Below are 24877 nucleotides of genomic sequence, written 5' to 3' on the forward strand. Positions count from 1 at the left end.
CGAAAGACCCGCCATGACCACCGACGCCACGCTCGATCTCTCACACCAGGCCCAGGCCCTCGACGAGGCCGACCCACTCGCAGCCCTGCGCAATCGCTTTGCTCCCATGCCCGGCGTCACCGCGTACCTCGACGGCAACTCGCTCGGCAGACCACTGGTCGGCACAGCCGAGAAGCTCGCCGACTTTGTGCGCCACGACTGGGGCACACGACTTATTCGTTCGTGGGACGAGCAGTGGATGGCACTGCCAGAAAAGCTCGGCAACCACATTGCACGCACGTGCCTGGGTGCTGCATCCGGACAAACAATCGTTGCCGAATCGACGAGCATCGTGCTGTACAAACTCATGCGGGCAGCACTCGATCACCGGCCCGCCGGACGCGACGAAGTGATTATTGAGCGCGGCAATTTTCCGACCGACAGGTTCTTGCTCGAGGGCATCGCCCAAGAAACCGGATGCCGCATCGTCTGGGTCGATTCTGGCGATGCCACCGGTGCCACCGCCATCACCACCACCGACCTCGAACCACTCGTGTCCCCGGCCACAGCCCTCGTGGTACTCAGCCACGTCGATTACCGTTCGGGCGCTATCGCCGACATGCCGGCGATCACCACGCAGGCACACGCCGCCGGTGCCCTTGTGCTGTGGGACCTCTGCCACAGCGTCGGAGCCCTCGACCTGCAACTCGACACCCACGGGGTCGATATGGCCGTCGGCTGCACCTACAAATACCTGTGCGGTGGCCCGGGCTCCCCCGCCTTCGGTTATCTTGCCGAGCGCCACCACGGCACCCTGCAGCAGCCGATCTACGGCTGGTGGGGCGCTGCCGACATCTTTGCCATGGCCGACAGTTACACGCCGGCCCCCGGCATCCGGCAAATGCTCAGTGGCACACCGCCGGTCACCTCGATGCTCGCGGTCGGCGACATGCTCGACCTCATCGACGAAGCGGGCATGCCCGCGCTGCGCACAAAATCGCTCTCGCTCACCGCATTTGCCGTCGATGCGTGGCGTGGCCTTCTCCAACCACTCGGTGTACGGCTACTCAGCCCCACCGAAGCCGACAAGCGCGGTAGCCACATCACCATCGGCCACCCCGATTTTCGCCGCGTGACCGCTGGCCTGTGGCAGGAGGGCGTGATTCCCGACTTCCGCAACCCCGACGGCATTCGGCTCGGGCTCTCGCCGCTCAGCACATCGCACCGAGAAGTACTCGACGGCGTGACCGCTATTGCCCGTCACCTTGCCGCATGACTACACCCGCACTCGACGACATTGATGCCCGCGCCGGCAGCACAACCTCGCTCCTACGCACCATCACGGGCCTGTTTGTGCGCCAGCACGGTGGAACAATCACGGCGGCAGCCTTCATCACCCTCACCCACCAGCTCGGCATCGACGCGGCCCGCACCCGCACCGGCCTAGCCCGCCTCAAAAGCAAGCAGTTGCTGTTGTCCTCGCCCACCGGTCGCGGCTACTACCAGCTGAACCCCCTCGCCCACCGCATGCTCGAACATGGCGACCGCCGCATCTTTCATCCCCGCAGCATGAGCCGCACCGACCCCTGGTGTCTCATCTCGTATTCGCTGCCCGAAAACCAGCGTCACACCCGCCACCAGCTGCGCACACGCCTGCACTATCTGGGTGCCGGAATCCTCGCGCCCGGCCTGTGGATCTGCCCCGGCCACCTGGCCGAAGAGGTCGAAGAAATCACCGTGCACCTGGGTGTGCGCCACGCCACAACACTGATTCGCGCGCACGACCCGCAACCGGGCATTCCCTTGCCCACAGCCGCGGCCCGCTGGTGGGATCTCGACCGTATCCGCAGCCACCACGATCTTTTTCTGCGCGAATACACACCCCACCACAGCACCCTTACGAACCCGGATGCCGCGCCACCGAAGGCCGCCCTCTTCGCTCGCTACGTGCGTCTCATCGACACCTGGCGGGTTATTGCCTACATCGACCCGGGCCTGCCCCCGCACCTCTTACCCGCCGACTGGCCTGCGCCGCGCAGCACACGACTATTCCGTCAGCTGCACGAGCGCTGGCACACCACCGCACACAACTATGCAGCCAGCATCATCGCGCCGTAACAGTGCGTGGCGCGCCGGACATAACGGCACACACAGGCAGCCCAGCTAGCATCGAAACCGCGTATTCCAGCATCCGGATGCTCCGCATTACCGAGTCACAGAAGGTTTTCTCCTATGGCCCACACCGCTGCCCTCCACCACGCTCACGACCTCGCCGACTTTGTCGACGCCTCACCATCGAGCTATCACGCAGCCGAAGAAACAGCACGGCGACTCGAAGATGCAGGCTTCACCCGCCTCGACGAAACGGCCGACTGGCCGCAGCAACCCGGAGGCTGCTATGTGGTCGTGCGCGACGGCGCAGCCATCGCCTGGGCCGTGCCCACAACAGCGACAGCAACCACACCCGCACACATTTTTGGGGCGCACACCGACTCACCCGGTTTCAAACTGAAACCCCGACCCACCACCGGCACGCACGGTTGGCTACAGGCGGCCGTCGAAATCTATGGCGGTCCGCTGCTGAACTCGTGGCTCGACCGTGAACTGCGCCTGGCAGGTCGCCTCGCACTCGCCGACGGTGCGGTCGTGCTCGCCGACACCGGCCCGCTGCTGCGTCTACCCCAGTTAGCAATTCACCTTGATCGCAACGTTAACAACGGTCTCGCACTCAATAAACAAACCGAAACGCAGCCCGTCTGGGGGCTCGGCAACCCCGTGGACGAAGACATCCTCGGCGAGCTTGCGAGCTCGGCCGGAGTAGACCCACTCACCATTCGTGGATTCGATGCGGTCGTCGCCGATGCCGCACGCGGCGCAATCTTCGGTAAAGACAACGCTTTCTTTGCCAGCGGCAGACTCGACGACCTCGCCTCGGTACACGCCGGAATCATCGCCCTGCAAACCATCGCCGGCACCGGAGCCCCCGAAGGACAAGTGATACCCGTCCTCGCCGCTTTCGACCACGAAGAGCTCGGTTCGGCATCACGCTCGGGCGCCGCAGGCCCCTTCCTCGAAGACATCCTCGAACGCATCTATGCAGGCCTCGGCGCCACCACCAGCGAAACCCACCGGGCCTACGCCGCCTCATGGTGCCTTTCGAGCGACGTCGGCCACTCCGTCCACCCCAACTATGTGGGCCGCCACGACCCCGTCGTGCAACCCGTACTCGGCAGCGGCCCGATTCTTAAAATCAACGCGAACCAGCGCTACGCCACCGACGCAGTAGGCGCAGCAGCGTGGAACGGCTGGTGTGAGGCATCCGGAGTGCTCTCGCAAGAATTTGTCTCGAACAACGACGTACCCTGCGGTTCGACCATCGGCCCCATCACTGCCACTCGGCTGGGCATCCGCACCGTCGACGTGGGAATCCCTATCTTGTCGATGCACTCGGCCCGAGAACTCGCCGGAGTCAACGACCTGTACGACCTCGCACAGGTAGCGACGACGTTCTTTAGCGAATAGTTGGGGCGCGAATTTCGCGGCATCCGGTGAAATATTTGCCCCGGCAGTAGCAGACGAGGCATCTGCAGTGCCAGGATAAAGGTATGAGCGACACTAACACCCTCATTGAGCATGCCGGGATCGAGATTATTCCCGACTCCCAGCGCACCGCCAAGCCCCGCGACCTGTTCTGGCCATGGTTCGCCGCCAACGTTTCGGTCTTCGGAATGTCGTACGGATCATTCGTACTCGGCTTCGGCATCTCGTTCTGGCAGGCCACCATCGTCTCGGCGATCGGTATTGTCGTGTCGTTCTTCTTGTGCGGGCTCATCGCCATCGCAGGAAAACGCGGCTCCACCCCCACGATGGTGCTGTCGCGATCAGCATTCGGCGTGCACGGGCAGAAAGTTCCCGGCATTGTTTCGTGGCTCACCTCCATCGGGTGGGAAACATTCCTCGCCATCATGGCCGTGCTCGCCACCGCCACCGTCATCACCCAACTGGGCGGTAACGGCGACAGCATCGCCCTCAAAATCGTGGCAACCGTGATCGTGGCGGCCCTCGTCGTCACCGCTTCGGTGCTCGGCTACCACACCATCATGAAACTGCAGTCGATCCTGACGTGGCTGACCGGAGCCATGACAATCCTGTACGTCATACTCGCCGTCCCCCACATTGACTTCGCCGCTGCCCTGTCGAAACCCGGCGGCAGCATCGGGCAGGTTATCGGTGCGCTCGTCATGGTCATGACCGGATTCGGTCTCGGCTGGATCAACATCGCCGCCGACTGGTCGCGCTACCAAAAACGCACAGCCCCCGACGGAAAAATTGTGTTCTGGAACACATTCGGCGGCGCTGTCGCCCCCGTCATCCTCGTGATCTTCGGTCTGCTGCTGGCAGGTTCCAACGACGACCTCTTCAACGCCGTACAAGACGACCCCATTGGTGCCCTCGCCACACTGCTACCCACCTGGGTACTCGTGCCTTTCCTGCTCACCGCCGTCCTCGCGCTCGTCTCGGGCGCCGTGCTCGGCATCTATTCCTCGGGCCTCACGCTACTGAGCCTCGGCATCCGCATCCCACGGCCCGCCGCCGCAGGAATCGACGGCATCATCTTGACGCTCGGCACCATCTGGGTGGTCTTCTTCGCCGCCGACTTCCTCGGCCCGTTCCAGTCGTTCCTCATCACCCTCGGAGTACCCCTCGCCTCGTGGGCCGGGATTCTTATCGCCGACATTCTGCAGCGCAAGAAGGACTACGACGAAGAAGCACTCTTCGACGCATCCGGCCGCTACGGATCATGGGACTGGGTATCGATCGGCACCATGGTGGTCACCTCGGTGATCGGCTGGGGCCTGGTCATCAACAACTTTGCCGACGAAGCACCATGGAACAACTGGCAGGGCTACCTGCTGCCACTCGTAGGCGGTAAAGACGGCGACTGGGCCTACGCCAACCTGGGCGTATTCTTTGCCCTCGTCCTCTCGTTCGCCATCGCCTGGTTTGCCCGCCGCGGCCGTATCCGCCGCCAAGAAGAAGGCCAGAGTGCTGGGGTGGGTGCTGGTGCGGGCGCTGGTGCTGGCTCGGGCGCGGGTGCTGATGCTGGCTCGGGTGCGGGTGCTGGTGCTGGCTCGGGTGCTGGTGCTGGTGCGGTGACGGAGTAGCGATGACGACTCCGGCAGATGTAACGGCGGCGGCCGTGGCTTCAGCGGCCGCCGCTACCGCCGATACCGCGCTCACCCCCGAATCGGCGGCCGATTCCTCCCCAGCCGTCGATTCCGCCGCGCTCGGTTCTAACGCCTGGCTCATCGTTATCGACCCGCAGGCAATATTCGCGTCGCCCGATTCCGCATGGGGTTCACCATTTTTTGCTGATGCCCTCGTCAATATTCGTCGACTGGCGGCAGCCTTCGATGATCGTGTACTGGTCACCCGCTGGCTTCCGACGGCCGACCGCACCACCTCGTGGGGAGACTATTTTGCGGCCTGGCCCTTTGCCGACCAGCCCGCCGACGACCCGCTTTTTGCGCTGGTTCCGGATGCCACAGATCTCAGTCCGCACCCCACTCTCGACCTACCCACATTCGGCAAGTGGGGCACCGAGCTCGAGGCCGTTGTGGGCCGCGGTGCAACGGTCGTCGTCGCTGGCGTGTCGACCGACTGCTGTGTTGTATCAACGGCACTCGCCGGGGCCGACGCAGGCGCGCGCCTCTTTGTCGCCGCCGATGCCTGCGCCGGATCCACGGCCGAAAACCATGCGGCCGCGCTGCACGTGATGAGCCTGTACCCGCCCCAGATCACGATCACCGATACGGCGACAATACTCGCCGCTCATTAGCATCCGGTCACCGCTCATCAGCGTGTGGTCACCGCTCATCAGCGTCCGGCAACCGCTCGTTAGCGTGTGGTCGCCGCTCATCAGCATCCGGCAACGTCCGCGTACTTCTGGTGCCGGGTTGGTATTGCCAGAAACAGGAGAATTGCCCAGAACAGGACGATTCCGGCCGAATCATGCGCCATTCGGCAATTTTCCTGTTCTCGGCCACATGGCTGGGAGGCCTGATTGAGGAAACAGGCCACAGGGCGAAGCGCCCAGCCAAATAGTGAAGAAGCCAGAAGATCTGGAGCCAAAACCCCCTACCGCAGCCCTATTTTCTGAATTTGCCGGGTTGGCTGTGCCAGAAACAGGAGAATTGCCCAAAACAGGACGATTCCGGCCCAAACATGCGCCATCCGGCAATTTTCCTGTTCTCGGCCAAGTGGTTGAGTCAAGTGGCTGAGTCAAGTGGTTGGGGGCCTGATTGACGAAACAGGCCACCGGGCGAAACGCCCAGCCAAATAGTGAAGAAGCCAGAAGATCTGGAGCCAAAACCCCCTACCGCAGCCCTATTTTCTGAATTTGCCGGGTTGGCTGTGCCAGAAACAGGAGAATTGCCCAAAACAGGACGATTCCGGCCCAAACATGCGCCATCCGGCAATTTTCCTGTTCTCGGCCAAGTGGTTGAGTCAAGTGGCTGAGTCAAGTGGTTGGGGGCCTGATTGACGAAACAGGCCACCGGGCGAAACGCCCAGCCAAATAGTGAAGAAGCCAGAAGATCTGGAGCCAAAACCCCCTACCGCAGCCCTATTTTCTGAATTTGCCGGGTTGGCTGTGCCAGAAACAGGAGAATTGCCCAAAACAGGACGATTCCGGCCCAAACATGCGCCATCCGGCAATTTTCCTGTTCTCGGCCAAGTGGTTGAGTCAAGTGGCTGAGTCAAGTGGTTGGGGGCCTGATTGACGAAACAGGCCACCGGGCGAAACGCCCAGCCAAATAGTGAAGAAGCCAGAAGATCTGGAGCCAAAACCCCCTACCGCAGCCCTATTTTCTGAATTTGCCGGGTTGGCTGTGCCAGAAACAGGAGAATTGCCCAAAACAGGACGATTCCGGCCCAAACATGCGCCATCCGGCAATTTTCCTGTTCTCGGCCAAGTGGTTGAGTCAAGTGGCTGAGTCAAGTGGTTGGGGGCCTGATTGACGAAACAGGCCACCGGGCGAAACGCCCAGCCAAATAGTGAAGAAGCCAGAAGATCTGGAGCCAAAACCCCCTACCGCAGCCCTATTTTCTGAATTTGCCGGGTTGGCTGTGCCAGAAACAGGAGAATTGCCCAAAACAGGACGATTCCGGCCCAAACATGCGCCATCCGGCAATTTTCCTGTTCTCGGCCAAGTGGCTGAGCCAAATGGTTGAGGAGGGTAAGCACCACGGCCGCCCACCACGCAGCGCTGGCCGAGCACAACTGTCACGCAGCCCTGGCCGTGCACAACTGTTCGGCCAAATGGGAGAAGCCAAGTATCGTGTCTCCCATGAGCTCTGCTGCTGGCACGGGTATGCCTTTGCGTGACTATCGCGTACACCGTTATGTGAATGCGTTTTGCCCGAAATGCCATGAAGAGTATCCCGATCAGCCGTTAGAAGACGTGCGCCGTCTTTCGGGGTGGTTAGCCGATCGTGATGGCACGGTGTGGCTAGAACGAGGGTGTCCTGAGCACGGTTTGGTTTCGACCCTGTACGACGAGTCGGCCGAAATTTTGCGGTATCTCGAACAGTGGACAGCGCCCACCAAGGTGCACACGCCCGACACGATGGGCAACTTTAAACCGGTGCCTGCCGCGTATGCCGATGGCCTGCCGCAGATGCAAACGCAGCACACGTGCATTCTGCTCGAAGACATCACCGATCACTGCAACCTCAAGTGCCCCACGTGTTTTGCCGAGTCCAGTCCGGCTGCGGCGGCGGTCGCCCCTCTTGCCGAGGTGTTGGCGTCGGTCGATGCCCGGTTGGCGCGCGAAAATAACCGTATCGATGTACTCATGCTGTCGGGTGGTGAACCGACGCTGTATCCCTGGCTCGAACAGTTGCTGGAGCATTTGGTGGCTCGCCCTGTCGTGCGCATTCTTATCAACTCGAACGGTTTGCGTATCGCGCAAGACGACGCTTTTGTTGAGGTGTTAAAGAAGCATCGCGAGCGGGTCGAAATCTATTTGCAGTTTGATGGGGAGTCGGCCGAGTCGTCGAAGCATCACCGGGGTGCCGATATTCGGCGGTTTAAAGATAAGGCTTTGCAGCGGCTTTCGGATGCCGGTGTTTTTACGACACTGACAATGACGGCGGCTCTCGGTGTGAACGATCACGAGATCGGTGATGTGATTCGCCGCGCTATGGCCACCCCTTATGTGGGCGGTGTCACGGTGCAGCCCGTATTTGGTTCGGGGCGCTCGGCGGGTATTGACCCCAATAATCGGCTCACCCATACCGGTGTTTTGGCGCGACTCGAAGAGCAGACCGACGGGCTCATGTCGTGGCACGACCTCACGGCGCTGCCATGTAGCCACCCGCACTGCTGCTCGGTCGGCTACTTTTTGAAAGACGACAGCGACGAGTGGAAGTCGCTCGTGGGCCTCATCGGTCATGAACGATTGAAGAGTTTTCTCGATCTCAACCCCGACCTCATCGCCAACCGTATTGCCGACTCGAACGTCAATAAGGCTATTCGTGATGTGGTGAAAAGTTCACTCATGGATCTGTTGAGTGAACAGTCGTCACTGTCCCATCCGTCGATGGTCGATATTTGGCGTGACATTTGTGTCAACTGTGATCTGGGTATCGGCACGATCGCCACCCTTGCCGCGTCGAAACTGCCCGGGCAGCATAAACGTCTGCGGGCAATGCTCGCTGACCGAGTACTGCGGGTTACGGTGAAACCGTTTATGGACATCAACACGATGATCGAGGAGCGTCTCACGCAATGCTGCGTGCACGTGGCGACGGTCAACGAAGAGACGCAGGCGCATCAGTGTGCCCCGTTCTGTGCACTGCAGGCGTGGGCTCCACTGTCACGCACCCGTATTTCTACGGCGACCGCCGAGCGTCCCGCCGATCGCATGGGCGACGTACGGGCGACGGTGCCGGGGCGGCGCACACAGTTGCCGGTGCGTGCGCAATGAGTACGGGCGAGGCTGCGCAGCATCCGGAACATTATTCGTTTCACGGGCTTAATCAGTACGACGAGTCGGTGGGTTCCCCGGATGCCGCTTTTGACCCCCTGCGACTGTGTGTTTTTACCACCGTTGCGCTCATCGCCTGTGTGACGGGGCCGCTGGCGGTGCTCGCATTCGCGATCGTGGCGATTATTGGTTATGCCCGGGCTCGCCGGGCCGGGCTGTTGCGTTCGCGCTGCAAACTGGGCGATACGCGCCTGGTGCTCGTGTATTTGAGTGTGGTCGCAGTGGCGTCGGCGGCTGCTGTCCCGCTGTGGTTCATGATGGTGTTCCGGATGCTGAGCTAGCCATGTTTCCTACCCTGCATGACGTTGCCGCGTGGCTACCACCGATCGACACGCATTCGGCGATGGTCGCGGTGGCTTTTATGGCGGCGGGGATTGTTTTTCTCGTGGAACGCCGACGGCGACGCATCAACGACATTCGGCTGATCCCCATCGCGGGTGGCGCTATTTTGGGTGCTGCGATTCTGGCGCGTCTCGGCACCTGGCTGCAGCACCTAGATTTTTCTCGCAACCTGGGTTTTTTTGATCAGCTCGCCTATGGCAATGCGTCGATACTTTCGGGACTTGTGGGTGCGTGGCTGGGCGCACACGTGGCCAAGCGTCTCGTGCGCTACCCCGACCGCACGGGCGACCTGTTTGCACCCGCCGTTGCGCTTGCCATGGTTTTTGGCCGTGTCGGCTGCTTTCTTACCGAAAGGCCAGGCACGCCCACGGGTGGAGAGTGGGGCATTGTGCTCGACCAGGCAGCCGCCGACCGCATGCACTCGATGGCGGGTGTGCCGCTGCATCCGAGTTTTATCTACGAGATTATTTTTCATGCCGCAGCGTTCGCAGTGCTGTGGTGGTGGCTGCGTTTTCGCCCGATTGCGGCGGGCGAAACCCTCACGATCTATATTGCGGCGTACGCGATTTTTCGTTTCTTCGTCGAGTTCGTGCGCGGCAACGATATCGCCTGGCTGGGCCTTACACGACCACAAATCTTTTTACTCATCACTATCCCGCTTTTGGTGGCGCGCTTGATCTGGATGCTCCGCACCGGTAAATTCCGAGCAACGCCATCGAACGTTGCAGAGAGGATGCCTCTTCATGGACAACACATCTGATGACAGCGCATCGAATGACAACGCATCGAATGACAACGCTGGTGGCGCATCGAACCACCAGTTTGGTGGCCGCGGCGATTCTGCCAACATCAGCGGGTTTTCGGCTGCCGCCCCACCGGCTGCCCCCTACGTTTATTCAGGCCCGCCGCAGTCAAAATCTGCCAAAGTGTGGGGCCGGGTAGGAATTACGCTCGGCATAATTCTTGGCGGGCTCGGAATCATCGTCGGTATCGGCATCGTCGTACTTTTCGGTGTCTGCGTGGCGATGATTGTGTCTATGTAGCGGCGCGTCTAGGTAGCGGCGCGTCTAGGGAACGGCCCGTCTAACTCGTCTGCTGCGCCGCAGCCGCAACCGGATTATGCGGCGCAGGCCGTAACGCCAACCAGAGCGCCCGGGCAACGAGCGCTGCCGCAATAGCAACACCCAGCATGGTCGTTACCGTGCCATCGGCAATAAATATCAGCGCCATGGCGGCGAGGATGGGTACGAGGTAGCCGAGGGCCCACAGAATGTATCCGCCGAATGACGGGGTGTGTACTCCGTCGGCATCGGCCACTGCTTTGACCATGAAGTTGGGTCCGTTGCCGATATAGGTGATGGCACCACAGAACACGGCTCCGAGTGAGATGGCGATGAGGTATGCCTCGGGCACGCCAAGACCTGCGCCGATACGAGGGTCTCCGGGCAGTTGTGCTGCCATCTCGAAGAATGTGGCGTAGGTGGGTGCGTTGTCGAGCACGGCCGAGAGCCCGCCCGAAAACAGGAAGAGCGTGACCGCGTTGAGCGGCAGTGAGGGCGCGATCTGGGCGAGGTAGTTGAGCGCCGGCATCATGGCTAAGAAGATGCCCGAGAACAGGGCAGCTACTTCAAGGATGGGCGCCCAGGTGAACCGGTTGTGCACGAAGCGAATGTTTTTGTTGCCGAGCACGATGGAAGCCACGGTGATGGCGGCAAACAGAATTTCTCGCCACGGAAGCAGCTGCATGGTGCTCGCGGTGCCCGCTTCGATGGCGGCGAGGTCTATCGAGGGAACAAGAGCAACGCCCACGATCACGAGGGCGAAGAGCACAAACTGGCCGCTGCCAAGCAGGCGCAGCGGCTGCTGCTGTTGCGTATCGAGCGCGATGGCTTCGGGGTTTTCACGCGCATAGGCGCGACGGTCGAGGCCATAGTAGGTGAGCAGCAGCAGGGCGTTGACGAGGAGCCAGGGGCCCCACAGCGTGAACGTCCATGTGAATGGCACACCGCGCAGCATGCCAAGAAACAGTGGCGGGTCGCCGAGGGGCGTGAGCAGGCCTCCGCAGTTGGCCACAATAAAGATGGTGAAGATGACAGTGTGCACTTTGTGGGTGCGCTCGCGGTTGGTGGCCAGCAAAGGCCGGATGAGTAGCATGGCGGCACCGGTTGTGCCGACAAACGAGGCGATAAGCCCACCAATCGCGAGGAAGATCGTGTTGTTGCGGGGTGTGGCGCGAATGTTGCCCGACAAAAATATGCCGCCTGCCACCACAAACAACGCCAGCAGAAGCATGATGAATTGAAAATATTCAACGAGTGCATGCACGACTTCGCCGCCGTGGCCGGCAACGATAAACCAGAGGGCGACGGGTAGGCCGCAGGCCAGCGCGACCGCCAGCTTGACGCTATTGCGTTCCCACAGGTTCTCTGCCGCGGGCACGAGCGGCAGAACCGCAATGCACAGCAGCAGAATGGCGAACGGAATAATGCTCCACCATTCGACCGCCATCGCTCATCCTTCTCGTTACGCGAACGCTGCCGCTCTGTACGCAGCGAGCCCTGTTATCGGTCGCTGGCTGCCACCGCAGCGGCCTCCTCGACAATACGCCCCCATGCGGCCGGATCGTGCGCGAAACGGCCAAGAAAGAGCCCATCGACGGCAGGATACAGCTGCTCGAGAAGCCCCTCACCTGCCGCTCCACCGTAAATAATGCGGGCGTCTTTTAGTGCCGGATGCTGCGCAAGTACCTCACGCAGAGCTGCGGCCACCGTGCGGACATGCTCCGCCGAGGCCGCGTGCGGTGCGCCGATGGCCCAGACGGGTTCGTAGGCGACGATGAGGTCGCCGCCGCCCGTGGTGCGTGCGAGTAGGTCGCGAAGAATTTCAGCGCAGCGCCTGGCTGCGGCATCCGGTGTTTCTTCTTCTTTTTCGCCCAGGCACAGAATGGGGCACAGGTCGTTGCGCCAGGCAGAGTCGATTTTTGCGGCAACCAGGCCTGCGTCTTCGCCAAAGAGGCGTTCGCGTTCGGCATGGCCGAGTTCAACAAAGCGGCATCCGGCTTCGCGCAGTTGGGGTCCGCTCACTTCGCCCGTAAATGCTCCTGCGTCGTCGCTCCACATGTTTTGTGCGCCGACTCCGATGGGTGTGTCGCGCAGTTCGGCGACGGTTTCGGGGATCGACAGAAATGAGGGCAGCACGATGGTCTCGACCGTGTCGGGAATCGCCACCGATGCTGCCGCGCGCACCCATTCCAGGGTGCGCGCGTGCCCAAAATACATTTTCAGGCTAGTGGCGACGATGGTTCGTCGCAGCGTCATGAGGTTACTCGCGCTCCTCGTAGTCGCAGATCAGCTGTACTTTTTCGGCCGAGGCTGAGGTCTCGTCGAACTCGTACGAGAGCCATTCGCGGGCAAGGCGACGGGCAAGCTCGAGCCCAATTACGCGCTGGCCGAACGTGAGCACCTGGGCGTTGTTCGACAGCACAAGGCGCTCGACCGAGAACGAGTCGTGCGCAACCGACGCCCGGATGCCAGAAACCTTGTTCGCTGCCATCGCAACGCCGATTCCCGTGCCGCACACGAGCAGTGCACGGTCGGCTTCGCCGCGGGCAACACGCTCCGCTGCTTCGATAGCAACGCGCGGGTAGGGTGTGTGGCCGTCGGCGTCCACGCCTACGTCGACCACGCTTGCTACGCGTGAGTCTGCTTCGAGATCTTTTTTCAGAACCTCTTTGTAGTCGAATCCTGCGTCGTCTGAGCCGACGATAATCCTGAAACCGCTCATGGGGTCTCCTTTCTTTGCTCTGCGGGGCAGAGTGCTACGGGTGGATGGCGTCGGCGATGGTCTCGACGATCATCGCGAACGAGATGGCTCCGGGATCGGGGTGGCCCACGCTCTTTTCTTGGTGGGGGCGGGCACGGCCAAGCTTGGGCAACAGGTCGGCAGTGGCTTCGGCCGATTGGCGGGCGATGGCTGCGGCTTTTGTCCAGGCCGAGCTGATGGTTTCGGATGCCGCTGCATTGTCGAGTGCGTCGGCGAAGGGTAGCGCGGCGTCCATCATGGTCTTGTCGCCGATTGTTGCGCCACCGGCCTTCGCAATAGCGTCGATGGCAGCACGAACAGCGCGGGCAACGCCTGCACCGTCGGGCACGTCGGTGTTACCGATCGACTCGCCGGCTGTGCGCAGTGCGAGCCCCCACAGCGCACCCGAGGTGCCACCGGCGCGGTCGGCCCAGGCGTCTCCAGCCGCGATGAGCGTGCTGCCCGCTCCTGCTCCTGCGGCGCTTGCCTGTTCTGCTGCTTCGGATGCCGCGGTGATACCGCGCTGCATACCAATGCCGTGGTCGCCATCTCCGGCGATCGCGTCAAGTTCACCCAGCGCGTCAACATTGGCGTCAATGACGCTTGCGGCCGCGGCAACGGCGCGTGCGATAGGTGCTGCCAACTGCTGTGATGCTCCGGATGCTGCATCATCGGCCGCGTCGGCGGCGCTGCGAGCCGACTCGTCGGCGAGCGCCTCACCTTGCACGTTTGTGCTGCCCTTGCGGTACGCGGGCGTGTACACGGGCGCTTTCCACGCTTCTTCGAGCTCGTCGTTCAGCCAGCAGATGGTGAGCGAGACGCCGGCCATTTCAAAACTCGTGACGAACTCGCCCACTTCGGGGTCAACAACCTCAAGACCGGCGTCATCAAGACGGCGCTTGACCGATGAATACAGCACGAAGAGTTCTTCGCCCTTGATCGAGCCGAGGCCGTTAACAATCACGGCAATACGGTTGCCCGCGGCATCCGGGGCCTCTGCCAAGACTCGCTCGGTGAGCAGCGCCGCTATGTCGTCGGCGGGAACAATCGCACGGTCTTCGAGACCCGGTTCGCCATGAATGCCCATGCCAATACCCATGTGGCCTTCGGGAATCGTAAACAGGGGTTCTTCGGCTCCTGGCAATGTACAGCCCGAGAAGGCGACTCCTAGCGTGCGGGTGCGCTGATTGGCCAGCTGCGTCAGTTCAGCAACGGCGTCGAGGTCGCGCCCCTGCTCGGCAGCCCATGCGGCAACTTTAAAAACAACAAGGTCGCCCGCTACCCCGCGCCGCTTGTGGGCTTCGTGGGCGGGTGCGCTCGAAATGTCGTCGGTAATGGGAACACTGCGGCACGGAATGCCTTTTTCTTGCAGGAGCGCTTCGGCCTGATCGAAGTTGAGCACATCACCGGCGTAGTTGCCGTAGGTGAGCAGAACACCGGCGCTCGTAGCCACCGACTCGGCGGCGTGAAGAACCTGCTGCGCAGAGGGTGAGGCAAACACATTGCCCATGGCTGCTGCGTGAGCAAGGCCGGGCCCGACAATGCCCGCGAATGCCGGGTAGTGGCCCGAACCGCCGCCGATAACAACGGCCACCTGGCCTTCGGGCGTGCGGTGGCGTCGAGCAACACCGCCGTCGACACGGCGCACGAGCGACCCGTGTACCGACACGAAGCCGTCGATCATTTCATCGCGGAAACGCGTGGGGTCGTTGTGCAGATAGCTCATCTGGTCGTCCTCGATCCTCATTCACGGGGTCACGCCATGTGACAAGTTCGTGATTCGTAACGTAGCCCGTGGTGTTTATCACTGTCAAGACGTAACATCTCGCACGGCTTCTTTTCTCATTTCTGCACGACCTCTTGATTGTTAACAGTTGAACGTCTTACACTGAGCAAGACTTGCTTGCCCGCGCCCTCAGCGCTTCAGGAGAAACACCATGACACTGCCGTCCGCGCTCGGATGCTCAACCATCTCGTTTCAGCACCTCCCACTGCGCGAGGCCCTGGGCGAAATCGCTCGCATAGGCTTCAGCCAGATCGACCTCGGGGCTCTCCCCGGTGTCTGCGACCACGTTCCGGCCCTTCTTGACAGCACCGCCATCGATAACGTGGCCGCCGACATCGCCGCCAGCGGCCTGAGCGTGCGCAGTGTTAACGGCGACATCGGCGACTTCAACGCACTCGAAGTCGACCGCGCGACCCGCGACCGCCAGCTGCGCGCTCTGCTCGAACTCACAGCACGCATCGGTGCGCCCGCCCTCGTACTCCCCTGCGGAGCACTCGGCCACGATCCCATCGACACCGAAGAGGCCGACCTCGACCGCATCGCCGCCGAACTGCGCCATGCCGCCCAGCTGGCGAGCGACTACGGCGTTGCCATTTGGGTCGAGTCGCTGCACTACCTGCGTTTTTGTTACAACCGCGAGCGCGCCAACGCACTGCACGCGCGGTTGGCAGACACGAACGTGCGCCCCATTCTCGATCTCGCGCATGGTGAAGCATCCGGCGACAGCATTACCGAGATTGTGGCGGACTGGGGGCGCGCGATCGCTCATGTGCATGTACGCGACGCCACCCTCGGCAATTTCAATGCACCTTTTGGCACGGGCAGTGTCGACTTTGCGCAGGCCGTGCGCGACCTGCAGGCGATCGGCTTTACCGGGGCCTGGGCTCTTGAAATGCCGTCGGCAGCCTACAGCGATAGCGCGACCGACAGTCTTACTCCCCAGGCCCAGGCCGAAAAATCTCACATTATCGAACAGGTCGCCGCCACGATGGCCGCCCTGCTCACCACAGAACACTCTCGTGAAGGAGAAAACTCATGACCCAGCGCACCGCGGTGATCACCGGCGCAACCTCTGAGCGCGGCATTGGTATGGCCGTTGCCGAACGCTATGCCCGCGACGGATGGGGCGTTGTTATTCTCGACCTCGATGGCGCCCGGACCGCCGAGGTTGCTCAGCGTATCGGCAGCGAACACGGTGTGCCCGCTTTTGGTGCGGCGTGCGATGTGGCCGATGAGCAGGCCGTCACCCAGGCACACGCGGCCGTAGCAGCCGAGGTCGATGCCGGCCACCTGCCCACGATTGGTGCTGTCGTTAATATTGCGGGGATTACCTCACCGGTGCCCTTCTTAGAAACCGATCTGGCACTGTGGAACAAGGTCATGGCCGTGAACGCCACCGGCACCTACCTGGTCACAAAAGCGTTCCTGCCCGCCATGCTCGAAGCAGGGTGGGGCCGCGTGATTACGATGTCGTCGGTCTCCGCCCAGCGCGGCGGCGGTGTGTTTGGCAAAGTGCCGTACTCGGCGGCCAAAGCAGCCATTCTCGGGTTTACCAAGGCTCTTGCCCGCGAGATCGCCAGCAGTGGCGTGACGATCAACTCCATCACGCCCGGTGCCGTCGACACCAATATTCGTGTCGGCAACACCAACCCCGAAATTGAAGCGCGTATCGCCGCGGACATTCCTCTGGGGCGGGTTGCCACGACGGACGAGATCTCGGGAGTTATCGCATTCCTGTCGTCGGATGATGCTTCGTACCTGCAGGGTGCCAATATTGATATCAACGGTGGAAGTCACATGCACTGACCAAAGTCGGTGCAGAACGGTAGCGTAAAGCCATGTCGGTAGATGATCAGTTTCACGTTCTCGGATCCATCACGCGCACAACGCGTCGTGAATTGATCCTTGAGCGACTACGCTCGGCGGTCACCTCAGGCGCCCTGCCGCCGGGTACTCACCTCGCCGAAACCGAGCTCAGCGCACAGCTGGGAGTCTCGCGCGGCACGCTGCGCGAAGCTCTACGCCACCTGCAAGAAGACGGCCTGCTGTCGAAAGACTCGCGTGGCCGCCTCTCGGTGCGAGTTGTATCACCGGCAGAGGTGGCCGACATTTTTGCCGTGCGCTTTTCTCTCGAATCGCTTGCGATACGCCTTCTCAATGAGCGCGACGACTTCGAGCACGTTATAACTGCGCTGCGCTCCGCCCTCGACCTGCTGCGCCAAAGCGAAGAGGGCCCGCTCGAGGGCCAGGTTGATGCCGACCTCGCATTTCACGAGGCAATCTGTCGCGCCAGCCGCAACCAGACGCTGGTCGACTCGTGGCGACGCGTCAGCGGCCTGGCGCGCGCCACCATTACGGCAGCGGGTCGCACGACGGCGCGAGAAAACATGTCGGCCGACCGCCACGCACCGATTCTCGACGCAATCGCTTCGCGCGATGTTGAGGCGGCGCTGGCCGTGCTCGAGCAGCACAACGCCGAAGCCCAGAGCCGCATCGTCACCAATATGCCTGCCCGGGCAGCAGAGAGCGTCTAAAGCTCCTACAGTCAGCGCCGCGGTTCCGGATGCTCCGGCCGCGGCGCTGTTGTGTTGGTCAACGTTTTTAGTTCAGACCGGCGATCACGCGGTAAACGCCCGTGTGGTCGAGTTGGCCGTCGCCGACCTCGACGGAGCGTTCGAACGTCTGTTTTGCTGTGCGCAGGCCATCGAGAGTGAGCCCCGCGGCCTCAGCCACTTCTTCTGCGTAGCGCAGGTCTTTGACCTGATAGGCGACGGTGCCGCCGGGTTCGAATGATTCTTCGATCCAGTGGTGGCGTTTTTGCCGCAGCACTTCGCTGGCGGCCAGCCCACCCGAAAGCGCATCGGCGAGGGTGGCTGGATCAATACCTGCTGAGCGTGCCAGGGCGAAGGCTTCTGATAGCGCAGCGACGGTCTCGGCGACCACCACCTGATTGCATAGTTTTGCTGTAGCACCGGCACCGGTAGGGCCCATGTGCACGATGTTGCTCGCGCAGGCGTTCATGGCATCGCGTACGACAGCGAAGTCGTCGGCAGAGCCACCCACCATGACGCTCAGTCGGCCTTCAGCGGCCCCCATGACGCCTCCTGACAGCGGCGCGTCGACGAGGGTGATTCCTTCGCGTTCGACGTCTTCTGCCAGCGCTCGCAGTGCCACGGGCGATACAGTGCCGCACACGACAACGATTGGGCGGGTGGGGCGGCCACGCAGGGCTGCCAGCAGACCACTGTGGCCTGCAGCATCCGAACCATACAGCAGCTCGTGCACGTCGGGCAGGTCGGGCAGCACCGTAATGACAACATCGGCTGCTGCCTCCGCGATGGTGCCTGCCACCTGCGCCCCGCCGAGTTGTTCGGCGGGGCGAGGAGTGCGGTTCCAGACGGTGAGCGGCCCTGCCGAGGCGAGGTTTCTCGCCATGGGCAGGCCCATTGCTCCGAGTCCGATCAGGCTGACAGAACGCTGCTTCACCGCGGGGTTGGTCATGCTCACACCTTAGCGACGAGAGCTTCGGTCTCGCGGCGCAATTCGAGCGCCTGGGCCAGACTGTCGTCGATTTCGACGTCGCTCCACTTGACCGATTCGCCCTGCGCAACAGGATTTTTGAGCGGCACGTGGTGGGCCAGCGCTACAGGCAGGTAGCCCTGCTCAACCGAGGTTTGCGCGGGTACGAGCTTGCCGTACACAGCAAAACCGCCTTCACCGTCGAGCAGTTCTCCGGCGGCGAGGTCTTTTTTGGCTGTGGCCACAACATCGGCGTAGAAGCCCGCGGGGGCGCCCGTTGCCACACCGCGCAGGGCAGCGTTAGCGATCGACATGTTCAGCTCGAGGCCCACATAGTGGTAGGGGCGGTAGAGCGCCGCGTACTGGCCGGTGGGGTCAGGGTGCCACGGGTACTCCTGGAAGCACTCCGACACGTAGTCGTTGGTGGCCTTGACCACCACAAACACGCCCTCCTGGGTGTTGTGCGGAATCCACTCGCCGTCACGCGTGTAGCTCGACATGACGTCGACCGTGCCCTCGAGTTCAAGGGCACCACCGACCGACTGCGGGCGGCAGACCGTGGCAATCTCTTCGAGATCGCCGGGGGTGAAGGTGAGCCCGTTTTCGCCGGGGCGCAGGCCTGCAGCGTTAGCAACGGCAGCCATTTCAATGGCGGCCTTCGTGCCGTCACGGAACGAAGTGTGCATATTGGGGTTCAGCTGACCCGAGGCCTTGAGCTCTTCGGAGAACTCCCAGTGCTCCCACACGTTGTCGGGGTTCATCTGGTGGTAGCCGGGCAAGTATTTTGCGCCCTTACCGGCACACACCACGTCGAATCCGCTTGTGCGCGCCCAGTCGACAAGCTCAACGATGAGGGCGGGCTGGTCGCCGTAGGCGAGGGCATAAACAACACCCGCATCTTTGGCGCGCTTGGCGAGGGCGGGGCCTGCAAGCGCGTCAGATTCGACGGTCACCATCATGATGTGCTTGCCCGCTTCGATGGTGGCGAGGGCATGCTTAATGCCGACAACCGGGTTACCGGTGGCTTCAACAATGACATCAACGTCGGCGGCAATGAGTTCCATAGCGTCGGCGACGACAGCGGTTTTTCCGGGGGCCAGGTCGGCTACCGAGTCGACGAGGTCTTCTGCTGGCCAACCAACCCGCTCGAAAGACTCCTTCGCTCGGGCAACGTTGATGTCGGCAACGCCTACAACACGCACGCCGGGAATGTTCCGGGCCTGCGAGAGGTACATCGTTCCGAAGCGGCCCGATCCGATGAGCCCGACGCGGATCGGGTTCCCTTCGGTCTCGCGGTCACGGAGCAGTTCGTGCAGATTCACTTTCCAGCTTCTTTCTTCTTCGTGGTGGATGCGCGCAAACACAACCGTGTGGTTGGGGTGGGGGAAACCGCCGGGCCCTGCGCAAGGACCCGGCGGTGAGAATTACATGGCGCGGATCTGTTCGATCCAGGCCTGTACCTGATCGGGCAGGGTTGCGTTAACCGACTCGGTTGCGTCGATCCATGCCTGACGGTCGGTGATTTCGTGGAACTGTGCACCCTCGGCCTTGAGGTCTTCGGTGTACTGCTCTTCGTTGTCGAGTGTGTTCTGGCTGTATTCCTTGCCGATGTCGGCCGCTGCCGTCTCGATCGCTTCACGAACGTCGTCGGGCAGTTCGGCCAGGCGGTCGTTCCACATGAGGAAGTGGTAGTTGGCAAACATGTGCTTGGTCAGGCCAATGTGCGGGGCGACCTCGTGTACCGAGTTGAAGTAGATCGCGTCAAGCGGGTTCTCCTGACCATCAAGAACACCCGATTCGATCGCCGAGTACACCTCGTTGAACGGCAGCGCTTCGGCACGCGCACCCAGCGCGTTCCACGTGTCGAGCATGGTCTGCGCACTCGGGGTGCGAATGGTCATGCCCTTGAGGTCAGACAACTGGGTGACGGGGGTTTTGGTGGTCAACTCACGCGAACCACGGAACATGTTTCCGAGCATCGAGTAGCCGGATGCATCCGAAATCGTGTCTTTAATTTCCTGGCCAAGTTCGCCATCCCACACGCCAAAGAACTGTTCAGTGCTTTCGTAGAGGAACGGCGCCGTTTCGACGGCGGCAAGGTCGGTGTATGCCTCAAGCGACAGGATCGACTCGATCACGATGTCGGTGCTACCCAGCTGCAGGCCGTCGATCATTTCTTCCCACGAGCCGAGGGTCGAGTCGGAGTGCACTTCAATCGTCACACGACCATCCGTGGCCTCCGAGACACGCTTCGCGAGCTCTTCTGACGCCCACTGGCGCGGGTCGGTGGTCGAGCCTGCGTGGCCAAGCACAAGTTTGATGCTGTCGCCGGAGTCGGCCGAGCCGCTCGAGCCGTTGTCGGTGCCGGAGCATCCGGCAATCATGAGTCCTGCGGCGGCGATGCCAGCAATAGACGCAAGAATTCGGGTCTTACGCATGGTGGATCCTTTCGGTGGTGGGGTTAGGAGGCTCCGAGGAGCGAGGGTACGAAGAGAGAGATTTGTGGCACATAGGTGATGAGTGCCAGGTAGAGGAAGCCGGTCAGAATGAACGGACCAGCCTCACGGATCGCGCTAATAAACGACACCTTGGCCAGTTCGCTCGACAGCATGAGAGCAATACCCACGGGCGGAGTAATAAGACCAATACCGAGGTTGACAACGATCACGATGCCCAGGTGCACGGGGTCGACTCCCGCCGATGTCAGCACGGGGAAAAGAATGGGCGTGATGATGATCAGCGCCGCATTTGCCTCGATAAACATGCCCGCCACAATCAGCAGCACGTTGACCATGAGCAACAGGATGACGGGGTTCTCGGTGACCGCGAACATGGCTTCGGCGATCATCTGCGGCACGCGGCCCGAGGTGAGCGCCCACGAATACAGTTGCGCGGCCGCCAAGACCAGCATGATGAGACCCACCATGACGCCCGATTCGGCAAAAGCATGCACGAGCTTTTTCCACGTCAGTTCTCGGTAGATAAGAAAACCGACCAATAGTGCATAGATCACGGCGACAGCCGCGGCTTCGGTAGCAGTAAACCAACCAAACCGGATGCCTGCCAGAATCACCAACGGAAGCAGCAGCGCCGGCAGTGCGGGCCACAGTGACGGCCAGAACTGAGGGCGTTCAGCCTTGGGGGTTTTACCGATCTGACTGAAATCTTTTGTCTGATCAATAACCTCTTTGGTAAACCCGCGGCGGCGGACGGTGAGGTGCACGGTGACCATGAGCATCGCAACATACAGCACGGCTGGCAAAATTCCAGCGAAGAACAGCTGGCCGATCGACGTGCCGGTGACCACGCCATACACGATCATGGTGATGCTGGGCGGCATGATGGGCGCAACAATGGGAGCCGCAGCGGTGACCGCGGCGCTATAGGCGGCGCTGTAGTTGCGCTCCTTCATGGCCTGAATAAGAATGCGGCCGAGGCTAGAGATATCGGCGACAGCCGAGCCCGAGATTCCCCCGAAGAACAGCGACGACAGCACGTTGGTCTGCGCCAGCCCGCCGCGCCAGCCGCCCACGATCGAGTCGGCGAGCGTGAGCAAGCGCTTGGTGATGCCACCGGCGTTCATGAGGCCACCGGCAAGAATGAACAGCGGAATCGCCAGCAGAGCGAACGGTGTGATTCCAGCGACGATACGCTGTGCACCGATCGACAGCGGTGTGTCAGAGACGATCATCAAAGTGACAAACGACGCCAGCGCCAGCGCCCAGCCGATGGGCACGCGGAGCAGCATCGAGCCCAGGAAGTTACCCAGAAGCATCGGGCCCATGATCAGATTTCTCCCTTGACAACGGTTTCACCAGCGGGCTGGAAGATGATGTGCGAGGGCAGTGGATCGGCCTCGAGGTCTTTATTCATGACGGTGCGCACCCATGCCTCGACGGCGAAAATGGCGCACAGAATGCTGCCCACAGGCACCGCCAGCGAGACAAGCCCGAAGGGCACGCCCAGGCCGGGCATGGTGCGGCGCATCGCGCTGGGCAACGCCTGGAAGCCGTACCAGACGAGAGCGGCGATCGTCAGGAGCACCAGCAGGCTTGCCACGGTGGTGATGAGCACGGTCAACCACCGACGGTGAGCAAAGAACTCCCAGATGTCGAGCACCATGTGTCGCCCCTGACGCACACCCAGGGCAATGGCAAACATCGACAGCCAGACGAAGGCGAGGGCTGCAAGGTCGACCGTCCACGATGACGATGCGCGTGTGACATAGCGGGCTAGCACCTGCCACGACACGGCAAAGACGACCAGCGCCATAAACACGACGCACAACCATTGCACGGCTTTGTCGAGGCCGTTCATGATGCGGTCGAGGAGGCTGTGTTGCATCTGCTCGCTCCTTTGCGACGTGCGGGCGAGGAGTTTGTCCGTCCCGCGGTAGAAGAATATGGGTAACTGTTTGACTGTTGACAGTAGAACGGAAGCGCGACGGTGTCAAGCAGTTTTTACCCCGCCGTTACCAAACTGTGGTGCGCGCACCCGCAACCCAGTGCCAACCCACCCACCATGCCCGACGCACGCCGAACAACCCTCGGGCGTCATAGCTAGCCCGAGGGTTGTTGCGCAGCATCCGGTTAGCCCTTGACTGCCCCCGCAGCCATGCCCTTGATGATCTGCTGGTTCAAGAACAGATACAGAATCAAAATGCCGCCCACGGTCGTGCAGATTGCCGCGAACAGCGGGCCATAGTTGACCGAACCGTACTCGCCAGAAAAGTTCAACAGACCAATCTGAATTGTGTTGAGCTTGCGCTGCCCCGCAAACACGAGCGCCATGAGCAGGTCGTTCCAGATGAGAAAGAACTGCACAATCGCCACTGTAAAGGCGGCATTGCGCATCATCGGAAGGCCGATCGAGAAAAAGGCGCGCACCATCGAGGCACCATCGAGCGTGGCCGCCTCAAACACTTCGCGCGGCACCGCCCGAAAATATGTGGCCATCATAAAGACCGTCAGCGGCAGCCCCGTGGCCGTATAAATAATGATGAGTGGCGCGAGCGAACCCGTCAGCCCGATCTGAAAGAACGCGGTGAACAGCGGCAGAAGAATCATCTGGCCAGGAATCATAATTCCGGCCAGAAAGCCCAGCAGAAGCGCCGCACGCCCCTTAAACACCATGACCTCGAGCACGTATCCCGCAGCCGAGCCAATAAGCACAATCAGAATGAGCGACGGGAAAGTGACCAGCACCGAGTTGGTCATGGTCGTCGCCAGATTTCCCGTCTCCCACGCGAGCGCATAGTTATCCCAGCGCCACACCTCAGGTAGTGCATACGAGGGGTTATTTAAGAAGTCGCTGTTCGATTTCAGCGAGTTCAAGAACATCCACCACAGCGGGTAGGCGGTCACAAGAATGAGCAGCGCAATCACCAGATAGGTGGGCAGCTTGCGAACGTGACGCATAACCGCATTCGCTCTCTCGTGCTCACGCCGCGGCGGCATCGCACGGACAGAAGAGACAGCAACTGTTTCAGACATGGTCATTTCAAGCACCTCACACAGTGTTGTCGCGGCGCGATGATCGGAAGATGAGCAGCGTGACAACCAAACACATAATTGTCAGCAGCAGGGCAACGGCCGAACCATAGCCGTAGTCGGAGTATTGGAACGCGGTGCGGTACATGTATAGCGTCAGCGGCGTTGTTGAACTACCTGGGCCGCCATCGGTCAACGCGAATACTGAGTCGAAAACCTTGATGGTGCCGTTGATACTGAAAATGAACGAGGCAAACAGGATCGGTAGCGACATGGGCACAACAATGTGGCGCAGCAGCGACCAGCGCTGCGCACCATCAATACGAGCCGACTCAATGATTTCGTCGGGGATATCCATCAGGCCCGAAAAAACGAGCACGCCATAGAAACCCACCGAGCGCCACACGTCCATAATGACGATCACAATGAAGGCGGTTGTGCCCGAGCCGAGCCAGTCGACGGAGTCGAGACCCACGTTGATGAGTAGTTCGTTGACCAGACCGTCTCCGGGCGCCGACTGAAACAGCTTCTGGTACAGCAGCGACACAGCCACGGTGGGCAGCACGACCGGAAAGAACACCAGCGTGCGCACAATCACCGAACTCTTGCGCAAAATAAAGTGGTACAGCAGCGCCAGGCCATAACCCAGCAACACCTGAAAGACCGTAACGACGAGGGCATAGCGCACGGTAAACCAGAACGACTCGTGCACATATTTGTCGCCGAGCAGGCGCGTAAAGTTTTCGAACCCCACAAAGCTAAAGCCCTGCAGCGCGTTGCCGCTGAAGAACGTTAAACCAAACGACCAGATCACCGGCACGACGATGATGAGGGTATACACCAGCAGCGCGGGCGTAAGTAGCAGGACGATGGTCTTGCGATCCGCGAGCACAGACTTCATGGGCGGCCTT

The 24877-nt window shown here is 61.4% G+C and carries 23 protein-coding genes; 12 read left to right on the forward strand and 11 right to left on the reverse strand.

Features of this window, described 5'->3' with window-relative positions; genetic code table 11:
• Window positions 1–13 precede the first annotated feature (13 nt).
• From ACQUSW_RS11060 to ACQUSW_RS11100, 9 genes are all read left to right on the forward strand, one after another.
• On the forward strand, window positions 14–1255 hold the full coding sequence (locus ACQUSW_RS11060) for a kynureninase (RefSeq protein ID WP_428932357.1): 1242 nt from the start codon (window positions 14–16) through the stop codon (window positions 1253–1255).
• Complete coding sequence (locus ACQUSW_RS11065) at window positions 1252–2097, forward strand: PaaX family transcriptional regulator (RefSeq protein ID WP_428932358.1); 846 nt, start codon at window positions 1252–1254, stop codon at window positions 2095–2097. The genes ACQUSW_RS11060 and ACQUSW_RS11065 overlap by 4 nt, the downstream gene beginning before the upstream one ends.
• A gap of 114 nt (window positions 2098–2211) precedes the next feature.
• The gene (locus ACQUSW_RS11070; RefSeq protein WP_428932359.1) at window positions 2212–3501 is read left to right on the forward strand and encodes a M18 family aminopeptidase; all 1290 of its coding nucleotides are present in this window, start codon (window positions 2212–2214) and stop codon (window positions 3499–3501) included.
• Between the two features lie 83 nt (window positions 3502–3584).
• Window positions 3585–5144, forward strand: a complete 1560-nt coding sequence (locus tag ACQUSW_RS11075; protein WP_428932360.1) for a purine-cytosine permease family protein — start codon at window positions 3585–3587, stop codon at window positions 5142–5144.
• Window positions 5145–5146: 2 nt separating this feature from the next.
• The gene (locus ACQUSW_RS11080) at window positions 5147–5818 is read left to right on the forward strand and encodes a cysteine hydrolase family protein (RefSeq protein WP_428932361.1); all 672 of its coding nucleotides are present in this window, start codon (window positions 5147–5149) and stop codon (window positions 5816–5818) included.
• A 1510-nt stretch (window positions 5819–7328) separates the two neighbouring features.
• Window positions 7329–8969 (forward strand): radical SAM protein, encoded by a 1641-nt coding sequence (locus ACQUSW_RS11085; protein ID WP_428932362.1) that lies wholly within the window; start codon window positions 7329–7331, stop codon window positions 8967–8969.
• Window positions 8966–9310 carry a hypothetical protein gene (locus tag ACQUSW_RS11090; protein ID WP_428932363.1) on the forward strand — a complete coding sequence of 115 codons (345 nt, stop codon included), beginning with the start codon at window positions 8966–8968 and terminating at the stop codon, window positions 9308–9310. Before ACQUSW_RS11085 ends, ACQUSW_RS11090 begins: the two co-directional genes overlap by 4 nt.
• On the forward strand, window positions 9277–10131 hold the full coding sequence (locus tag ACQUSW_RS11095; RefSeq protein WP_428932364.1) for a prolipoprotein diacylglyceryl transferase: 855 nt from the start codon (window positions 9277–9279) through the stop codon (window positions 10129–10131). The genes ACQUSW_RS11090 and ACQUSW_RS11095 overlap by 34 nt, the downstream gene beginning before the upstream one ends.
• Window positions 10115–10414, forward strand: a complete 300-nt coding sequence (locus ACQUSW_RS11100) for a hypothetical protein (protein ID WP_428932365.1) — start codon at window positions 10115–10117, stop codon at window positions 10412–10414. The genes ACQUSW_RS11095 and ACQUSW_RS11100 overlap by 17 nt, the downstream gene beginning before the upstream one ends.
• 40 nt (window positions 10415–10454) lie before the next feature.
• Here the strand turns inward: ACQUSW_RS11100 and ACQUSW_RS11105 are convergent, their stop codons facing one another.
• Genes ACQUSW_RS11105 through ACQUSW_RS11120 form a run of 4 tightly spaced genes read right to left on the reverse strand, consistent with a single transcriptional unit; the run spans window position 10455 to window position 14898 of the window.
• A complete protein-coding gene (locus tag ACQUSW_RS11105; protein ID WP_428932366.1) occupies window positions 10455–11879 on the reverse strand; it encodes a sodium:proton antiporter in 1425 nt (474 codons plus the stop codon).
• 53 nt (window positions 11880–11932) lie between these two features.
• Complete coding sequence (locus ACQUSW_RS11110) at window positions 11933–12688, reverse strand: triose-phosphate isomerase family protein (RefSeq protein WP_428932367.1); 756 nt, start codon at window positions 12686–12688, stop codon at window positions 11933–11935.
• A 4-nt stretch (window positions 12689–12692) separates the two neighbouring features.
• Window positions 12693–13154, reverse strand: coding sequence for a ribose-5-phosphate isomerase (locus ACQUSW_RS11115; protein WP_428932368.1), 462 nt, complete (start codon window positions 13152–13154; stop codon window positions 12693–12695).
• Between the two features lie 34 nt (window positions 13155–13188).
• Window positions 13189–14898, reverse strand: coding sequence for a dihydroxyacetone kinase family protein (locus tag ACQUSW_RS11120; protein ID WP_428932369.1), 1710 nt, complete (start codon window positions 14896–14898; stop codon window positions 13189–13191).
• A gap of 211 nt (window positions 14899–15109) precedes the next feature.
• Between ACQUSW_RS11120 and ACQUSW_RS11125 the strand changes: the two genes are divergently transcribed.
• From ACQUSW_RS11125 to ACQUSW_RS11135, 3 genes are read left to right on the forward strand one after another with little or no spacing between them, the layout of a single operon-like run.
• The gene (locus tag ACQUSW_RS11125) at window positions 15110–15997 is read left to right on the forward strand and encodes a sugar phosphate isomerase/epimerase family protein (protein WP_428932370.1); all 888 of its coding nucleotides are present in this window, start codon (window positions 15110–15112) and stop codon (window positions 15995–15997) included.
• The gene (locus ACQUSW_RS11130; RefSeq protein ID WP_428932371.1) at window positions 15994–16764 is read left to right on the forward strand and encodes an SDR family NAD(P)-dependent oxidoreductase; all 771 of its coding nucleotides are present in this window, start codon (window positions 15994–15996) and stop codon (window positions 16762–16764) included. The genes ACQUSW_RS11125 and ACQUSW_RS11130 overlap by 4 nt, the downstream gene beginning before the upstream one ends.
• 32 nt (window positions 16765–16796) lie before the next feature.
• Window positions 16797–17492 (forward strand): GntR family transcriptional regulator, encoded by a 696-nt coding sequence (locus ACQUSW_RS11135; RefSeq protein WP_428932372.1) that lies wholly within the window; start codon window positions 16797–16799, stop codon window positions 17490–17492.
• Between the two features lie 67 nt (window positions 17493–17559).
• On the opposite strand, the gene ACQUSW_RS11140 is transcribed toward ACQUSW_RS11135, so the two are convergent.
• The 7 genes from ACQUSW_RS11140 to ACQUSW_RS11170 form a co-directional block, all read right to left on the reverse strand.
• Window positions 17560–18459: an NAD(P)-dependent oxidoreductase gene (locus tag ACQUSW_RS11140; protein WP_428932373.1), complete on the reverse strand. Its 900-nt coding sequence runs from the start codon at window positions 18457–18459 to the stop codon at window positions 17560–17562.
• A 2-nt stretch (window positions 18460–18461) separates the two neighbouring features.
• Window positions 18462–19799 (reverse strand): NAD(P)H-dependent oxidoreductase, encoded by a 1338-nt coding sequence (locus ACQUSW_RS11145; RefSeq protein ID WP_428932374.1) that lies wholly within the window; start codon window positions 19797–19799, stop codon window positions 18462–18464.
• A gap of 102 nt (window positions 19800–19901) precedes the next feature.
• A complete protein-coding gene (locus ACQUSW_RS11150; RefSeq protein WP_428932375.1) occupies window positions 19902–20915 on the reverse strand; it encodes a TRAP transporter substrate-binding protein in 1014 nt (337 codons plus the stop codon).
• Between the two features lie 23 nt (window positions 20916–20938).
• The gene (locus ACQUSW_RS11155) at window positions 20939–22261 is read right to left on the reverse strand and encodes a TRAP transporter large permease (RefSeq protein WP_428932376.1); all 1323 of its coding nucleotides are present in this window, start codon (window positions 22259–22261) and stop codon (window positions 20939–20941) included.
• Window positions 22262–22263: 2 nt separating this feature from the next.
• Window positions 22264–22821 carry a TRAP transporter small permease gene (locus ACQUSW_RS11160; RefSeq protein ID WP_428932377.1) on the reverse strand — a complete coding sequence of 186 codons (558 nt, stop codon included), beginning with the start codon at window positions 22819–22821 and terminating at the stop codon, window positions 22264–22266.
• Between the two features lie 245 nt (window positions 22822–23066).
• Window positions 23067–23975: a carbohydrate ABC transporter permease gene (locus tag ACQUSW_RS11165; protein WP_428932378.1), complete on the reverse strand. Its 909-nt coding sequence runs from the start codon at window positions 23973–23975 to the stop codon at window positions 23067–23069.
• 10 nt (window positions 23976–23985) lie between these two features.
• Complete coding sequence (locus ACQUSW_RS11170) at window positions 23986–24867, reverse strand: carbohydrate ABC transporter permease (protein ID WP_428932379.1); 882 nt, start codon at window positions 24865–24867, stop codon at window positions 23986–23988.
• Window positions 24868–24877 lie beyond the last annotated feature (10 nt).

The sequence above is a fragment of the Microbacterium luticellae genome, assembly GCF_050408645.1.
Classification (GTDB): domain Bacteria; phylum Actinomycetota; class Actinomycetes; order Actinomycetales; family Microbacteriaceae; genus Microbacterium.

Excerpts from the sequence above, each read along its gene's own strand:
- ACQUSW_RS11060 (WP_428932357.1), top strand. The coding sequence starts at position 14 with ATGACCACCGACGCCACGCTCGATCTCTCACACCAGGCCCAGGCCCTC.
- ACQUSW_RS11065 (WP_428932358.1), top strand. The coding sequence starts at position 1,252 with ATGACTACACCCGCACTCGACGACATTGATGCCCGCGCCGGCAGCACA.
- ACQUSW_RS11070 (WP_428932359.1), top strand. The coding sequence starts at position 2,212 with ATGGCCCACACCGCTGCCCTCCACCACGCTCACGACCTCGCCGACTTT.
- ACQUSW_RS11075 (WP_428932360.1), top strand. The coding sequence starts at position 3,585 with ATGAGCGACACTAACACCCTCATTGAGCATGCCGGGATCGAGATTATT.
- ACQUSW_RS11080 (WP_428932361.1), top strand. The coding sequence starts at position 5,147 with ATGACGACTCCGGCAGATGTAACGGCGGCGGCCGTGGCTTCAGCGGCC.
- ACQUSW_RS11085 (WP_428932362.1), top strand. The coding sequence starts at position 7,329 with ATGAGCTCTGCTGCTGGCACGGGTATGCCTTTGCGTGACTATCGCGTA.
- ACQUSW_RS11090 (WP_428932363.1), top strand. The coding sequence starts at position 8,966 with ATGAGTACGGGCGAGGCTGCGCAGCATCCGGAACATTATTCGTTTCAC.
- ACQUSW_RS11100 (WP_428932365.1), top strand. The coding sequence starts at position 10,115 with ATGGACAACACATCTGATGACAGCGCATCGAATGACAACGCATCGAAT.
- ACQUSW_RS11105 (WP_428932366.1), bottom strand. The coding sequence starts at position 11,879 with ATGGCGGTCGAATGGTGGAGCATTATTCCGTTCGCCATTCTGCTGCTG.
- ACQUSW_RS11110 (WP_428932367.1), bottom strand. The coding sequence starts at position 12,688 with ATGACGCTGCGACGAACCATCGTCGCCACTAGCCTGAAAATGTATTTT.
- ACQUSW_RS11115 (WP_428932368.1), bottom strand. The coding sequence starts at position 13,154 with ATGAGCGGTTTCAGGATTATCGTCGGCTCAGACGACGCAGGATTCGAC.
- ACQUSW_RS11120 (WP_428932369.1), bottom strand. The coding sequence starts at position 14,898 with ATGAGCTATCTGCACAACGACCCCACGCGTTTCCGCGATGAAATGATC.
- ACQUSW_RS11125 (WP_428932370.1), top strand. The coding sequence starts at position 15,110 with ATGACACTGCCGTCCGCGCTCGGATGCTCAACCATCTCGTTTCAGCAC.
- ACQUSW_RS11130 (WP_428932371.1), top strand. The coding sequence starts at position 15,994 with ATGACCCAGCGCACCGCGGTGATCACCGGCGCAACCTCTGAGCGCGGC.
- ACQUSW_RS11135 (WP_428932372.1), top strand. The coding sequence starts at position 16,797 with ATGTCGGTAGATGATCAGTTTCACGTTCTCGGATCCATCACGCGCACA.
- ACQUSW_RS11140 (WP_428932373.1), bottom strand. The coding sequence starts at position 18,459 with ATGACCAACCCCGCGGTGAAGCAGCGTTCTGTCAGCCTGATCGGACTC.
- ACQUSW_RS11150 (WP_428932375.1), bottom strand. The coding sequence starts at position 20,915 with ATGCGTAAGACCCGAATTCTTGCGTCTATTGCTGGCATCGCCGCCGCA.
- ACQUSW_RS11155 (WP_428932376.1), bottom strand. The coding sequence starts at position 22,261 with ATGGGCCCGATGCTTCTGGGTAACTTCCTGGGCTCGATGCTGCTCCGC.
- ACQUSW_RS11160 (WP_428932377.1), bottom strand. The coding sequence starts at position 22,821 with ATGCAACACAGCCTCCTCGACCGCATCATGAACGGCCTCGACAAAGCC.
- ACQUSW_RS11165 (WP_428932378.1), bottom strand. The coding sequence starts at position 23,975 with ATGACCATGTCTGAAACAGTTGCTGTCTCTTCTGTCCGTGCGATGCCG.
- ACQUSW_RS11170 (WP_428932379.1), bottom strand. The coding sequence starts at position 24,867 with ATGAAGTCTGTGCTCGCGGATCGCAAGACCATCGTCCTGCTACTTACG.